This is a genomic window from Pseudomonas sp. SIMBA_068 (assembly GCF_046534705.1).
Lineage (GTDB): Bacteria > Pseudomonadota > Gammaproteobacteria > Pseudomonadales > Pseudomonadaceae > Aquipseudomonas > Aquipseudomonas putida.
The window spans coordinates 70,531-83,421 of sequence record NZ_JAWRYI010000004.1; the positions used below are offsets into that span (position 1 = coordinate 70,531).

The 12,891-nt window shown below is 64.2% G+C and carries 14 protein-coding genes; 6 read left to right on the plus strand and 8 right to left on the minus strand.

Annotated elements, in window-relative coordinates:
- The first annotated feature begins 1 nt into the window (after position 1).
- Positions 2-1,294, plus strand: a complete 1,293-nt coding sequence (fahA, locus tag SB756_RS11950) for a fumarylacetoacetase (protein WP_410910881.1) — start codon at positions 2-4, stop codon at positions 1,292-1,294.
- A gap of 12 nt (positions 1,295-1,306) precedes the next feature.
- Positions 1,307-1,939 carry a maleylacetoacetate isomerase gene (gene maiA, locus SB756_RS11955; protein WP_410910882.1) on the plus strand — a complete coding sequence of 211 codons (633 nt, stop codon included), beginning with the start codon at positions 1,307-1,309 and terminating at the stop codon, positions 1,937-1,939.
- Here maiA and SB756_RS11960 read toward each other — a convergent pair.
- A complete protein-coding gene (locus tag SB756_RS11960) occupies positions 1,933-2,739 on the minus strand; it encodes a SirB1 family protein (protein ID WP_410910883.1) in 807 nt (268 codons plus the stop codon). The two genes, maiA and SB756_RS11960, sit on opposite strands and share 7 nt — an antisense overlap.
- A gap of 124 nt (positions 2,740-2,863) precedes the next feature.
- Between SB756_RS11960 and SB756_RS11965 the strand changes: the two genes are divergently transcribed.
- A complete protein-coding gene (locus SB756_RS11965) occupies positions 2,864-3,883 on the plus strand; it encodes a Leu/Phe/Val dehydrogenase (RefSeq protein ID WP_258653978.1) in 1,020 nt (339 codons plus the stop codon).
- Positions 3,884-3,945: 62 nt separating this feature from the next.
- Here the strand turns inward: SB756_RS11965 and SB756_RS11970 are convergent, their stop codons facing one another.
- Positions 3,946-4,209, minus strand: a complete 264-nt coding sequence (locus SB756_RS11970; RefSeq protein ID WP_341796763.1) for a YebG family protein — start codon at positions 4,207-4,209, stop codon at positions 3,946-3,948.
- Positions 4,210-4,506: 297 nt separating this feature from the next.
- On the opposite strand from SB756_RS11970, the gene SB756_RS11975 reads away from it, so the two are divergent.
- A complete protein-coding gene (locus SB756_RS11975) occupies positions 4,507-4,977 on the plus strand; it encodes a phosphate-starvation-inducible protein PsiE (RefSeq protein ID WP_016497960.1) in 471 nt (156 codons plus the stop codon).
- Between the two features lie 3 nt (positions 4,978-4,980).
- Here the strand turns inward: SB756_RS11975 and SB756_RS11980 are convergent, their stop codons facing one another.
- Positions 4,981-5,271: a DUF3509 domain-containing protein gene (locus SB756_RS11980; RefSeq protein WP_341796762.1), complete on the minus strand. Its 291-nt coding sequence runs from the start codon at positions 5,269-5,271 to the stop codon at positions 4,981-4,983.
- Between the two features lie 142 nt (positions 5,272-5,413).
- Between SB756_RS11980 and SB756_RS11985 the strand changes: the two genes are divergently transcribed.
- Positions 5,414-7,372 (plus strand): pilus assembly protein TadG-related protein, encoded by a 1,959-nt coding sequence (locus SB756_RS11985; protein WP_410910884.1) that lies wholly within the window; start codon positions 5,414-5,416, stop codon positions 7,370-7,372.
- On the opposite strand, the gene SB756_RS11990 is transcribed toward SB756_RS11985, so the two are convergent.
- The gene (locus SB756_RS11990) at positions 7,357-10,002 is read right to left on the minus strand and encodes an ATP-binding protein (protein ID WP_410910885.1); all 2,646 of its coding nucleotides are present in this window, start codon (positions 10,000-10,002) and stop codon (positions 7,357-7,359) included. The two genes, SB756_RS11985 and SB756_RS11990, sit on opposite strands and share 16 nt — an antisense overlap.
- Positions 9,999-10,442, minus strand: coding sequence for a TadE/TadG family type IV pilus assembly protein (locus SB756_RS11995; RefSeq protein WP_341796759.1), 444 nt, complete (start codon positions 10,440-10,442; stop codon positions 9,999-10,001). The genes SB756_RS11990 and SB756_RS11995 overlap by 4 nt, the downstream gene beginning before the upstream one ends.
- 75 nt (positions 10,443-10,517) lie before the next feature.
- Between SB756_RS11995 and SB756_RS12000 the strand changes: the two genes are divergently transcribed.
- Positions 10,518-10,955, plus strand: a complete 438-nt coding sequence (locus SB756_RS12000) for a prepilin peptidase (RefSeq protein ID WP_341798925.1) — start codon at positions 10,518-10,520, stop codon at positions 10,953-10,955.
- A gap of 57 nt (positions 10,956-11,012) precedes the next feature.
- Here the strand turns inward: SB756_RS12000 and SB756_RS12005 are convergent, their stop codons facing one another.
- Genes SB756_RS12005 through SB756_RS12015 form a run of 3 tightly spaced genes read right to left on the minus strand, consistent with a single transcriptional unit; the run spans position 11,013 to position 12,891 of the window.
- Positions 11,013-11,276 carry a DUF3613 domain-containing protein gene (locus SB756_RS12005; protein WP_341796758.1) on the minus strand — a complete coding sequence of 88 codons (264 nt, stop codon included), beginning with the start codon at positions 11,274-11,276 and terminating at the stop codon, positions 11,013-11,015.
- Between the two features lie 15 nt (positions 11,277-11,291).
- On the minus strand, positions 11,292-11,993 hold the full coding sequence (locus tag SB756_RS12010) for a tetratricopeptide repeat protein (protein WP_016497966.1): 702 nt from the start codon (positions 11,991-11,993) through the stop codon (positions 11,292-11,294).
- A gap of 10 nt (positions 11,994-12,003) precedes the next feature.
- On the minus strand, positions 12,004-12,891 hold the full coding sequence (locus SB756_RS12015) for a type II secretion system F family protein (RefSeq protein WP_410910886.1): 888 nt from the start codon (positions 12,889-12,891) through the stop codon (positions 12,004-12,006).

Consider the following 12,891-nt stretch of genomic DNA (forward strand, 5'->3'; position numbering starts at 1 on the left):
GATGAACCACACTGCCAATGCCCGTAGCTGGGTCGAGCACGCCAACGGGCACAACGACTTCCCGCTGCAGAACCTGCCATTGGGTATCTTCAGCCGGCCAGGTGAAGCCAGGCGCTGTGGCGTGGCCATCGGCGACGCGATCCTTGACCTGGAGGCGGTACTGGCCGCCGGCCTGTTCGACGGCGCCGCCAAGGCCGCCGTGGAAGCCACCCGTGGGGGTGCACTGAACGCATTCTTCGCGCTGGGCCGCAGCGCCCGTGTCGCCCTGCGCGAGCGCTTGCAGGTACTGCTTGGCGAACACAGCGAACACCAGGCGGCGCTGCAAGCCGCACTGTACCCGGCCAGTGCCTGCCAGTTGCATGTACCTGCGCAGATCGGTGACTACACCGACTTCTACGTGGGCATCGAGCACGCAAAAAACGTGGGCAAGCTGTTCCGCCCCGACAACCCGCTGCTGCCAAACTACAAGTACGTGCCGATCGGTTATCACGGCCGCGCCTCGACCATCCGCACGTCCGGCACCGATGTACGCCGGCCCAAGGGCCAGACCTTGCCGGCCGGGCACACCGAGCCGAGCTTCGGCCCTTGCGCGCGGCTGGACTACGAACTGGAACTGGGCATCTGGATTGGCCAGGGCAATGACATGGGCCAGGCGATCCCGATTGGCGATGCTGCCGAGCACGTAGCCGGCCTGTGCCTGCTCAACGACTGGTCGGCGCGTGATATCCAGGCTTGGGAATACCAGCCATTGGGGCCGTTCCTGTCCAAAAGCTTCATTACTACCATCTCGCCTTGGGTAGTCACGGCTGAAGCGCTGGAGCCGTTCCGCTGCGCCCAGCCGGCACGCCCGGATGGCGACCCGCAGCCACTGTCGTACCTGCTGGACAAGCGCGACCAGGCCGCCGGTGCATTCGATATCGAACTTGAAGTGCTGCTGCTGACCGAGCGCATGCGCGAGCAGGGCGCTGCCCCGCACCGCCTGACCCTGAGCAACACCCGCAGCATGTACTGGACCGTGGCGCAGCTGGTGGCGCACCACAGCGTCAACGGCTGCCAACTGCAGCCGGGCGACCTGTTCGGTTCGGGCACATTGTCGGGCGCCACGCCGGGTTCTTACGGCAGCCTGCTGGAGATCACCGAAGGCGGCAAGCTGCCGGTTGAACTGGCCAGCGGCGAGGTGCGCAAGTTCCTCGAAGACGGCGACGAGATCATCCTGCGTGGCCGCTGCACGCGTGACGGCGTGGCCAGCATCGGCTTCGGCGAATGCCGTGGCACGGTCATCGCGGCCCACTGAGGAGGCAGGGGCATGGAGCTGTACACCTATTACCGTTCCACCTCGTCCTACCGGGTGCGCATTGCCCTGGCACTGAAGGGGCTGGCCTACCAGTCCTTGCCGGTCAACCTGCTACAGGGTGAGCAGCGCGGTGCGGGTTATGTCGCCGTCAACCCGCAGGGCCGCGTGCCGGCCTTGCGCACCGACGGCGGCGAATTGCTGGTGCAGTCACCCGCGATCATCGAGTACCTGGAAGAGGTTTATCCACAGCCTGCACTGCTGCCGGCCACGGCCGAAGCGCGCGCGAAGGTACGCGGCGTGGCGGCAATCATTGGCTGCGACGTTCATCCGCTACACAACGTCAGCGTGCTCAACCGGTTGCGCCAGGCCGGCCAGGACGAAGGCCAGGTCAACCAGTGGATCGGCCACTGGATCAGCCAGGGTTTGGCAGCGGTGGAGCAACTGATCGGTGACCATGGCTTTTGCTTCGGTGAGCAACCGGGGCTGGCGGATGTGTACCTGATCCCGCAGCTTTATGCCGCCGAGCGTTTCAATATCGACCTCGACAGCTTCCCGCGCATCCTCCGGGTTGCCGCCCTGGCGGCCGTGCACCCGGCATTCGCCAAGGCCCACCCAGCCCAGCAGCCGGACAGCCCGGTTCAGTGAAGCGAACGGTTCGCCGTCGGAAGCTTGCCGATCCGCTCGGACAGCTTCAGGCGCTGGATCGGGTCTTCCGTGAGCAGTAACGCATGCTCCAGGTCGAAGCGCTCGGCCTGTGGGCAGTCCAGGTGCTGGTACAGCGAGGCGCGGGTCACGTAGTCGCTGACTTGAACCGGGCCCAGCTGCATGATCCGCTCGGCGTCGATCAAGGCCGCCAGGTGGTTGTCGTTGCTGATGTGCAGCTGGCGCAGGTTGCGTGACAGCCGTTGCAGCATCTGCAGCGGGCTGGCGCTGCGCAGGTGCTCCGCCGTCAGCGCAACGTGCGGGCCAAACTGGCGCGCCAGCAGCTCACGGCAATCATTGGGGTACAGGCGCCGGCCACCACAGGGGTCGAGCAGGTGGTCGGCACCCGGCACGCGCAGCAGGAAATGGCCAGGGAAGCCCACACCCTCCAGCGGGATGGACAGCCGCTGGGCCAGCTCCAGGGCAAGGATGGCCAAGGTCAGTGGTTGGCCACGGCGGCGTTGTAGCACCTTGTCCATCATCGCGGCCTGCGGGCGCAGGGGGTGGTACTCATCCTGCTGAAAGCCCAGGGCATTGAGTTGGCGCAGCAGTGGCTGGGCCAGTTCGCACAGTGGCAGCATCGGCAGGTTGGCGCTGATCTCACGCTGCAGGTCATGCAGAATGGCAAGGCTGGCCGCGGGCTCGACGCTGAGGTCGTGCTCGGCGGCCATCCACAATGCGGCTTCCAGCAGGGCGACAGGCTCGCGTTCCAGGCAGGCCAGGCAGGCTTGACGTGGCTTCATGGGGTATCTCCACACACGCTTGAGTATTAGCTGTGGCGGGCGGTTTCGTCCAGTGGTCCGGCGACCACGCCAGCTTTGGGGCGGTGCCTATACTGGAAGGAGCACCTCGTGGGGGAGCCCGTCGATGTTCGCACTGATGCAAAGCACCCGTACCCAGTCACTGCACCTGTTCAACGACCCGTCTACGGGCCTGAAAGCGGTCGTGGCGATCCACAGCGAGCAGCTGGGCCCAGCCATGGGCGGTTGCCGCTATCTGCCTTACGCCGATGACGAAAGCGCCATGACCGACGCCATTCGCCTGGCCCAAGGCATGAGCTACAAGGCGGCGCTGGCGGGCTTGCCGCTGGGTGGGGGCAAGGCGGTGATCATGCGCAACCCGCATGTGGAGAACCGCGCCGCGCTGTTCGAGGCCTTTGGCCGCTTCATCGATACCTTGCATGGGCGTTTCATCATCGCCGTAGACAGCGGCACCTCGACCCTGGACATGGACTGCATCGCCCAGAGTACCCCCCATGTGACCAGCACCACGGCCTCGGGTGACCCCTCCCCGCATGCGGCGATGGGGGTGTTCGCCGGCATTCGTGCCACCACCTCGTTCCGGCTGGGCAGCGATGACCTCAGAGGGCTGCGGGTAGCGGTACAGGGGCTGGGCAATGTCGGGTATGCGCTGGCGGAGCAACTGCATGCGGTGGGCGCGGAGCTGCTGGTCAGCGACCTGGACCCAGGGCGTGTGCGCTTGGCGATGGAGCAGTTCGATGCAAAACCTGTGACCAACGATGCGTTGATCAGCACCCCTTGCGACATCTTCGCACCCTGCGGCGTGGGGCCGGTACTGAACGGGCAGAGCGTGATGCAGCTGCGCTGTGCGGCAGTGGCGGGGGCGGCCAACAACCAGCTGACTACCTTGCAGGTGGCAGACCAGCTGGAATCCCGCGGGATACTGTATGCGCCAGACTACGTGATAAACGCTGGCGGGCTGATCTATGTGGCGCTGACCCACCGTGGCGAAGACCTGGGCACCATCACCGCGCACCTGGCGCGCATTCCTTCACGGCTGACCGAAGTGTTTGGCCATGCGCAGGCGGAAAAGCGTTCGCCGGCGCGGGTGGCGCAGATGCTGGCGGAGCGGTTGCTGTATGGCTGAAGGTTGATACTGGCTTTGCTGGCCTATTCGCGGGTGAACCCGCGAAGCAGGCGGCGCCGATGTTACTCGGTTGCGCCACCTTCCAGCAGTTCGGCCAACGCATCCGGCTGGCTTTTGAACGCCCGAGCGAACACATCGCGATTCTTGGCCATGTAGATACCGGCTTCCTCGACCTGCTGCTCCGTCAGTGACGGCACCGCCTTGTGCAGCACTTCAGCGAGGCGCTCGGCCAGCTCGAGCATCTTGTCGTGACGGTCTGCTTCGGCCTTATCCATAAACAATCGCTCCGGGTCGCGGCTGCTGCGGTACACCACTTCGACGGCCATTCATCACCTCTATGCCTTTTTGCTGGTTGTGTTGCGATTTACTGTATCTATATACAGTAATGGCAATATTGGTTGTTTCGCAAGCAGAAATTGTAGCGTGGCCAAGGGAAGCAGTACCTGTGGGAGCGGGTTCACCCGCGAAGGGCCGGCCCAGGCGACCTGTCTTCTTGCCATGCCCAAAGTGCCTTGCGGCAATCGGTCGCCTTCCAAGACAGGGGCCTGGCCCTTTAACTGCATGGCACAAGCGTCACACCGGTGACGCATCATCCTTAAAGTCGTATCGGGGAATGGAACATCGTGAACATCAAATGGGCAGAAAAACTGCGCAAGGGCCTGCACGGCTCGGCCGACTCGCTGGGCAACCTGTGCGTCGAGGCGTTCCATTACCTGGCGTTGTTCGGCATTGGCGCGATCACCGCCTACGCGGCGGTGGCGACGTTCCTGGAAATGCTGGGCAAGGGCGGGATCAGTGTCGATGACATCCTGCTGCTGTTCATCTACCTGGAGCTGGGGGCGATGGTCGGTATCTACTTCAAGACCAACCACATGCCGATCCGCTTCCTGCTGTACGTGGCCATCACCGCGCTGACCCGCCTGCTGATCGGTGATGTCTCGCACCACAAGGCGCCGGACGAAGGGCTGCTGTACCTGTGTGGGGGCATCCTGTTGCTGGCGTTCTCGATCCTGGTGGTGCGCTACGCCTCGTACCGCTACCCCTCGACCAAGGTGCTGGATGCCAATGGCAAGGCAGTGGAGGAGGGCAAGTAGCCCTCAGTTGGCAACGAAATGGCGCGGCTCGTTACGGGCGTCACGGGTGAGCGCGGCCAGCACCTGCATGGGGTTCTGGCTGAGTTCGATCGCAAGGCCCAGGCGGATGCTGTCGATCACCCGTTGCAGGCGTACCGGGTCGTTGCGCTGGGCCTGGGTGATGAGGCGCTTGGCGACTACGCCGGCGTCGTCCGAGAGGGTCAGCATGATGCTGCCGTCGAGGTTGGCGATGCTCAGGTTGACCCGGTATTCGGGGGCGAATGCAGCACTGATTCGGTCGAAAGGGTTGTTCATGCCTGGGGCCCTGCTAAGAATGTCTGCAGAAGTTGACCGGGCACTGCCAGGTTGGTTCCTGCAAGGCAATTAGCCATCATCGCAACTACACTCCTTGAACCGCAGCCGCGACGCATGGCCAGTGGCCGGCAAAGGAGTGCCCGTGGTTCCCTCATCTGCTGCCCGTCAACGTGGCGCAATTGGCCTCATGGCGGTGATAACCCTGGGCCTTGCCCTGTTGTTCATGCTGGTGGTGATCGACAGCGGCCGCTTGTACCTGGAGCAGCGCAAGCTGCAGCGCATTGCCGACATGTCGGCGCTGGAGGCGGCAGGCCAGTTTGCCGTGTGCACCGGCAGCGGGCCCCAGGCCAACGCGATTGCCCGCACAGCCGCCACCCGCAACGGCCACGCGGCCAGCAACCCGCTGACCGCCAGTTGCGGGTACTTGCAGACCGGCGCCAACAGCTTGCGCACCTTCACCAGTGACAACAATCGCAATGAAGCCATCCGCGTGGATGTGAGCAACACGGTGCCCACCAGTGTTGCGGCGGGGGTGTATAGCCTGGCGCAGGGCAGTGGTGTGCCGTTGACCACGACCTTGCAGGCGCACGCGGTGGCATCGTCGCCTCTGCCGCCGCAGGCGATGTTGACCATTCGGACCACGCTGGCGACCGTCGATTCGCGGCAGTCGGTTTTGCTCAATGCACTGCTCGGCGCCTTGGGCGGTTCCGTTCAGCTGGATGTAGCCGGCTGGCAAGGCATCGCCAGCACCCAACTCAATTTGCTCCGCTATCTCGACCAGCTGGCCATCGACCTCAAGCTCAAGGCAGGCGACTACCAGCAATTGCTCACTGCCAACGCCACCGCTACGCAATTGCTGCAAGCGGCTGTAAAGGTGCTGCAGCAGAGCGGTGCAGCGGCAAATGTGGTGACCAACCTTGGCAAGCTGGCCCTTGGTGCCAGCAACAGTACGTTGCTGCAGCTGGGCGACTTGCTCGATATTCAGAACGGTACGGCGCAGGCCGGGCTGGATGCCAATATTCAGTTGCTGCAATTGGTGCAGGGGGTCATTCAGCTGGCGGTCACCGAAAGTGCTGCAACGGTGGATTTACCAATAACCGTGTTAGGGCTGGTCAATGGCCGGGTGCGTCTGATGGTGATCGAGCCTCAGCAGATTTCGGCGGTGGGCGACCCGCGCACGAACGAGTTGCGGGTGCATACCGCACAGGTGCGGGCGATGATTTCGCTAGAGTTGCCGTTGCTGGATTCTGTGTTCGGGCTCGCTAACGCAGTGCTCGACCTGGTGTCGCCGCTGACCAACGTGATCAATAACCTGCTCAGCCTGAACCTGGCCAGCACGTTGCAATCGGTGCTCTGCCTGGTGGGCATACCCTGCACGGTCAGTGACATCATTCTGGTGCCGGATAAACTGTCGCTGGATATAGGGCTGGAGGTCGCCGAGGCCACCACGCGTCTCAACCCCCAATCACCCGATACATTCAGTTGCTCACCCAAGCGTCTGACGACGCAAACCCAGAGCTCAGCGGCCAAGGTTGCAGTCGGGCGTTTTGAGTCCGCCAATGCGTTCTTCACCAATGGCACCACGGCCGTAAAGGCTTTGCCGTTGGTAGACATTGGTTCCAAGCGATGCACTCGGCTTTTGATACTGCCTGCAACCTGTGAGGCCCGTATTCCCTTCGTCGGCGGCGGCCTCGGCCTGCGGGTCAACAGCAAGCTGCTGGGCAGCGGTGCCGTCGAGCGCCCGCTGATCTTCCAGGCGCCCAACAGCACCCCACCAAACATTGGCCTTACCCCCGCTTACCAAAGCATGCAAACCGCCAACAGCAACGTGGTTGGCAGCCTCACCGACACGCTGCAAGGCATACAACTGGAAGCTTACAAACCCACCGTCAATAGCGGCCTCGGCGACGTGCTGGTTATCGTTGGCAGCGTGCTTAGCGGCGTCAAGGGCATTGTCGAGCCCCTTATCAAAAACCTGCTGAGCCCGTTGCTTGACCCCTTGGTGAACGTGCTGCTGAAAGTATTGGGCATCGACCTGGTCAACGCCGAAGTCGGCGCCAACCTCAGTTGCTCCAGCGGCCGCGCTCAGTTGGCGTTGTAGAGCGGCAACCACACCCGCAAGCACGCACCTTCATTGCCGTTGTGCGCTTCCAGCCGGCCGCCCATTGCTTCGACGATGCTGTGGCTGACCGACAAACCGAGGCCGGTGCCCATGCCGGCGGGCTTGGTGGTGAAGAACGGTTCGAAGATGCGTTCGAGCAGGCGCGGGTCGACGCCACCGCCGTTGTCTTCCACCAGCAGGCACAGTTGCCCGTCCTCGACGCGCTGGCTCACGCTGATCCGCGGCTTGGCAACCCGCCGTTCGAGCAGCGCATCACGGGCATTGACCAGCAGGTTGATCAGTACCTGTTCGAGCTGGTCCTCATGGCCCAGTACTTCCGGGCACAGGTCGGGCTCTTCGATGTGCAATGCCACGCCTTTGCCGCTCAACCCTTCCGCCAGCAACCCCAGCGCACCGTGCACTGCTACCCACGCCGCGAACACATGCTGTTCGACCTCGGAGCGGCGCCCATAGGTGCGCAGGTGCTCCACCAGGTGCGCCACGCGCTCGACCTGGGCGTCGATGCGTTGCAGCTTGCCCGTCACATACTCGGCATCGACCTCACCGCTTTCCAGGCGCTTGATGGTATTGACCAACGCCAGGCGCATGGTGCTCAACGGCTGGTTGATTTCATGCACCAGGCCCGTTGCCAATTCGCCCAAGGTGGCCATCTTGGCCCCTTGCCGCAGTTGCTGCTGGCTGTGGCGTACTTCGGTATTGTCGCGCCCCACCGCCTGCACTTCCTGCAACTGGCCGTGCTCATCGAACAGGCCACGCTCGGCCCACACCCACCAGGCTGTTCTGCGCCCAGGCAGTTGCAGGCAGATTTCGGCACTGGCCAAGGGCTGCGCCGGCGTCAACCGCGCCAGGCGCTGGAGAAAGGCCGAATGTTGGCTGTCGGATAGCCACTGACCAAGGTTCATGCCCGTCAATTGTTGTGGTGCGCACTCCAGCTGTTCGGCTAGCGGGTGGTTGCCAAACAGCAGTTCGAGGTCTGGGCGGTAGCGGCAGATCATGGCCGGCGAGTCTTCTACCAGCACGCGGTAGCGCTCCTCGCTCTGGCGCACCTGCTCGGCCGCCTCGGTCGCTTCGCTGACGTCCAGCCACAGGCCGACTGCCTCGACAGGCTGGCCCAGGTCGTCACGCAGCAGGCGGGCTTCGTCCAGTATCCAGTGGTAGCGGCCAAGGTGGTCGCGCAGGCGGTAGCGGCTGCGGGCCTGGCCGTCGCGCAACAGCGTGCGGGTGCGTTCCAGCCACAACCAGCGGTCGTCGGGGTGCAGCGTCTGGCCTGGCTGGCGGGCCTGTTCGCTGTCCGGCTCCCAGCCCAGCAGCGGCGTCAGGCTGGCGCTGAAGAATTCACTGTGCAGTGCACCTTCGGCATAGCGCTGGACGTAAATCACTGCGGGCGAGCTGGCGATCAGGTTTTCCAGCCGCGCGCGTGCGGCGCCGGCCTGCAGCTCCTGGGCCTTCAGCGCGCTGATATCGAGCAGAAATCCTTGGACCTGACGGCCGTGCAACTGGCCTACCCACTGCAGCCAGCGCGGGCTTGCCAGGCTGTTGGCTGGCAGAAGGCGCAGGTTCAGGTTCAAGGCAATGCCTTCGCGCAGTTGCTCCAGCGCCATGCGTGCGGCTTCGCGGTCGGCCGGGTGCAAGCGCTCCAACCATTGCTCGGCGGTCGCTTCCGGCGGCACGCCCAGGCGCAAGGCCAGGGCCGGGTCAAACTGCAGCGGCCCCTGCAGGGGCCATGACCACCAGCCAGCGCCCAGTTGCTGTTGCAGTTCATCCAGGTGGCGTGAGCGTTGCCGCAACTGCTGCTGACGCAGGCGAGTGAGCAGGGGTTCGATCAGCGCTTGCAGCAGGGCAGCGACCGTTTCGCTGGTCGGCGGCCGTGGCGCGCCCGCGCACAGCAACCAGGCCTGCACGGTATGGCCGTGCAGGTAGGGCACGGCCAACAATGGCAAACCGGCGCACCATGGCTGCAACAGCGGGTTTCCAGCAGCTATTTCGCGGCCCCGAGGCGGTAGTGTTTGCAGCCAGGGGCGCAAGCGCTCGTCCTCGGCCCAGGGCCAGTCGTTGTCGCTGCAGGTGTAGGTGTACCAGCCGCTATCGCCCGGCAGCATCAGGCGCACAGAGCCGGCATGCCAGTGCTCGGCCAGTTGCTGCAGTTGTTCGGTGGCTGTCAGCAGCAGGCGTTCTTCGTCGCAGTCACGCAGCCTGCGGCCAAGCTCCGTTGCCAGCTTCTGCTGGGTGAGGCGATGGCCGTGCTGCTCGCGTTCGCCCAGCAGGTCACCGATATCGAACACCTGCAGCAGCCAGCCATCGGCCTGTCGCTGAAGCCAGCCACGGGTGTGCAGGGCAGGGCCGTGAACGGTCGCAAAATCAAGGTCCAGCGGTTGCCCCTGCCAGTCGGCGGGGAGGCCTTCAAGTACCAGCCAGCTTTGCCGTTGCAGGTAGTCATGCACACGCGGGGCGCTGTGTGAATTTGCAGGCAGCACCGTGCGCAGGGGCCCGGCCAGGCGCAGCACGTGCCCCTGGTCATCCAGCCAGAGTTGCAGCCCCACCGCCTGCGGGGCCGGCTCGGCCTGCGCGGTGGCCGGGCCGCCCAGCCAGCGATCGAAAAGGCCGCTCATAGCTGCAAGCTCGCTTCGGCCCGCAGGCGATCGGGCAGGTGCGGCACTTCACCGATCAGCGGCAGGACCAGCATCGGCAGCACGTTGGTCAGTTTCGTTTTGGGGTAATTGATGGTCACGGTCAGCAATTTGTTGGCGCCCAGGGTTACCTGCGCGTCACTGGCGGGCTGGAAGTTGAACGCGGCAGGCATCCACTGCAACTGTTGGCCGATGACCTGGTGGGCCAGGTCCTGCACATCGGTGGTGTAGCTGGCGCTGTTCGGGTCCAGGGCCACGCAGCGCCGCACGGCCTCGGCGCTGGCCTGGTTGAATGACTGCAGCATCAGCATGGGCAAGGTGTAGCTGACCAGGCCGTAGAACACCGCGAAAAAAATCATGAATACGGCCGCGAACTCAATGGCCGCTGCGCCGTTTTGCCGTTTTGCCGGGCCTGCTTTCATGATTGCGTCTACCCTGACCATGAATCCTGAGTAACAGCATAGAACCGATCGACGAACAGGGATGGCCAATTGCCTATACACAGCCTTGCAGTGCTTGTCTGGCTTGCGTTGTGCGCCGGTCAGGATGCCCGGGAGCGGCAGATTTCCAATGTCCTGACGCTCGGTGTTGCCGCCTGTGCGCTGGTTTGGTTGCTGGCCACCGGGAACAGTTGGCTAGGTGCCCAGGGCAGCGATGCAGCGCTGGCTTTCGTCATCGTCCTGTTACTGACGCTGCCTGGCTACATGCTCGGCCAGTTCGGGGCTGGGGACGTCAAGCTGCTTGGCGCGCTGGCGCTGGCTACCAGCGTGGACCACGTGCTCGGTACCTTCATTGGTGCCGGAGTGGCACTGGTGGCATGGCAGATGGTGCGGCGCAGGGCACGCCAGCCGGGGGAGAAGAGGCCGTTTGCGCCTTTTTTGCTGGCCGGTTTTGCCGTTTCGCTTGCCTGGCTTGAGTGTCGCGGCGGCTGTTAGATCGAGCGCCGCCCGCGCGGCGCTCGATCTAACAGGCGACGCAAAAATACCCGCGAACTAATTATTCCGCTCTGTCATCTTGGTCCAGCGGTAGAAGTCGGGGATTTCGTACTTGTAGGTATCCAGCCAGCGCTGCATGGACTGGTCACGCTCCCGCGCGGTTTGCACCTGCAGGCGCGTGGATGCCTGTTCGCCGCTGGACTGCACGCGCAACAGCCGTTCGGTGGCCGTCTCATCCGTAGCGGCATGGCGCGGGTATTCCTCGGCCATCAACGTCGCGCTGCCTACGCAGCAGGCCAGTAGCATCACGTACCTGATCATGATCACCTCCGCGTATCAATTGACCATCATGTCCGGGGCCCTGGCCGATGCAATCGGGCCTCGGCCGCCGGCCTTGATCTTGCCGGCCCGCGCCTGGGCTTCGGCAAATTGCCCGGCTTTGAGCTGCAGCCGGCCGACCAGGTCGGTGGCCTGCTGCCAGTTGTCCTGCACCAGCGCCAAGGTCACCAGGTTGACCGCAGACAGCGTGTTGTCGTCCTTCAGTTCGATTGCCGTCAGCAACTCGAAGCGCGCCTGGTCATAGCGCCCCAGGTTCATCAGCACCACGCCAAGGTCGTTGCGCACCCGCTCGTCGGTAGGCGCAAGCCGTACGGCGCGTTGCAGGTTCTGCAGGGCCTGTACGTCGTCACCGCGGGCCGATGCCAGTTGGCCCAGGCCGTGCTCGCCTTCGGCAGCCAGGCAACCGCCGAGCAGGCTGCGGTACAAGGGCTCGGCCTCGCTGAGGCCAAGCAGCCGTGACACCTTGGCCTTGCGCAGGCGCACCTGGTCGAAGGTGTCCGGCAGTTGCTGCAGGTGGGCAAGGCTGGCGTGCGGGCGCCCGTCGTTGAGCATTTCGTCTGCCAGGTTCAGTGCCAGTTGCTGGTCGGCGTCCGGCTTGCTGCAACTGGCGGTGGCGAACAACTGGCGCAGGCCTTCGGGCTGTTGCCCGGCGCATCCGGTCAGCAACACCAGGCTTGCGCACAACAGGATTGTCTTCATCAATCAGTCCTCATGGGCTCAACGCCCGCGCCAATGCAGAAAAGCCTGGCCCGGCAAGGACAATGAGCAAGGCCGGAAACAGGAACACCATCATCACTGCCGACATCTTTGCCGACATCATCGATACCCGTTCTTGCAGGCGGGTCAGGCGACGGTCGTCGAGCAGCGCCTTCAGTGCCTGCAACGACTTCATCGCGCCGCTGCCCTGTGTCAGCAACTGGCGCAGGATCACGCAGGTATCGGTGAACTCATCCACAGCCAGCAACTGGGCGACCTTTTCCAGTTCCGCGCCGAGCGCCATGCCCGAATCCACCCGCTGCAGCACCTGGCGCAGCTCTGCGCTGATGTGCGGGATCAACGTCCGGCCTTCGTGGCTCAGCACGCGCAGGGTCTGTTCAACGGCCAGGCCGGTCTCGAAGAGAATCCGCAGCAAGGGGATCATCAGGCTGACCTCTTCTGCGATGCGCCGCTGGCGGCGGGCCGCAGCCACGGCCAACAGGCGCTTGGGCAACAGGTAACCGACGCCCAGCGCGCACAATGGCCAGACCATCCAGCCGGCCGCGGCGCTGCCCTTGAACCCCTGTTGCAACAACAGCGTCAGCGCCACCGCCAGCAGCGGCAGGCCCAGCTGAACAGCCGCAAACAGGGCGCGCTGGCGGCTGCGGCGCCAGCCGATCCGCTCAAGCAGGGCGTGGCTTTCGCCGTCGAATTTCTGTAGCCGCTGCCCCCACGCGCTGCTGCCCAGCCACTGCAGCCAGTCGCCCAGGCGTTCGTCGCGGGTCAGTCGCCCTTGCAGACGTCGGGTCACCAGTACCCGCGCTCGCCATTGGCGAATAACCTGCAGACCAAACAGGCTGGCGGCGATGAACAGGCACAGGGCGCAGATCAGCAAGGCCAT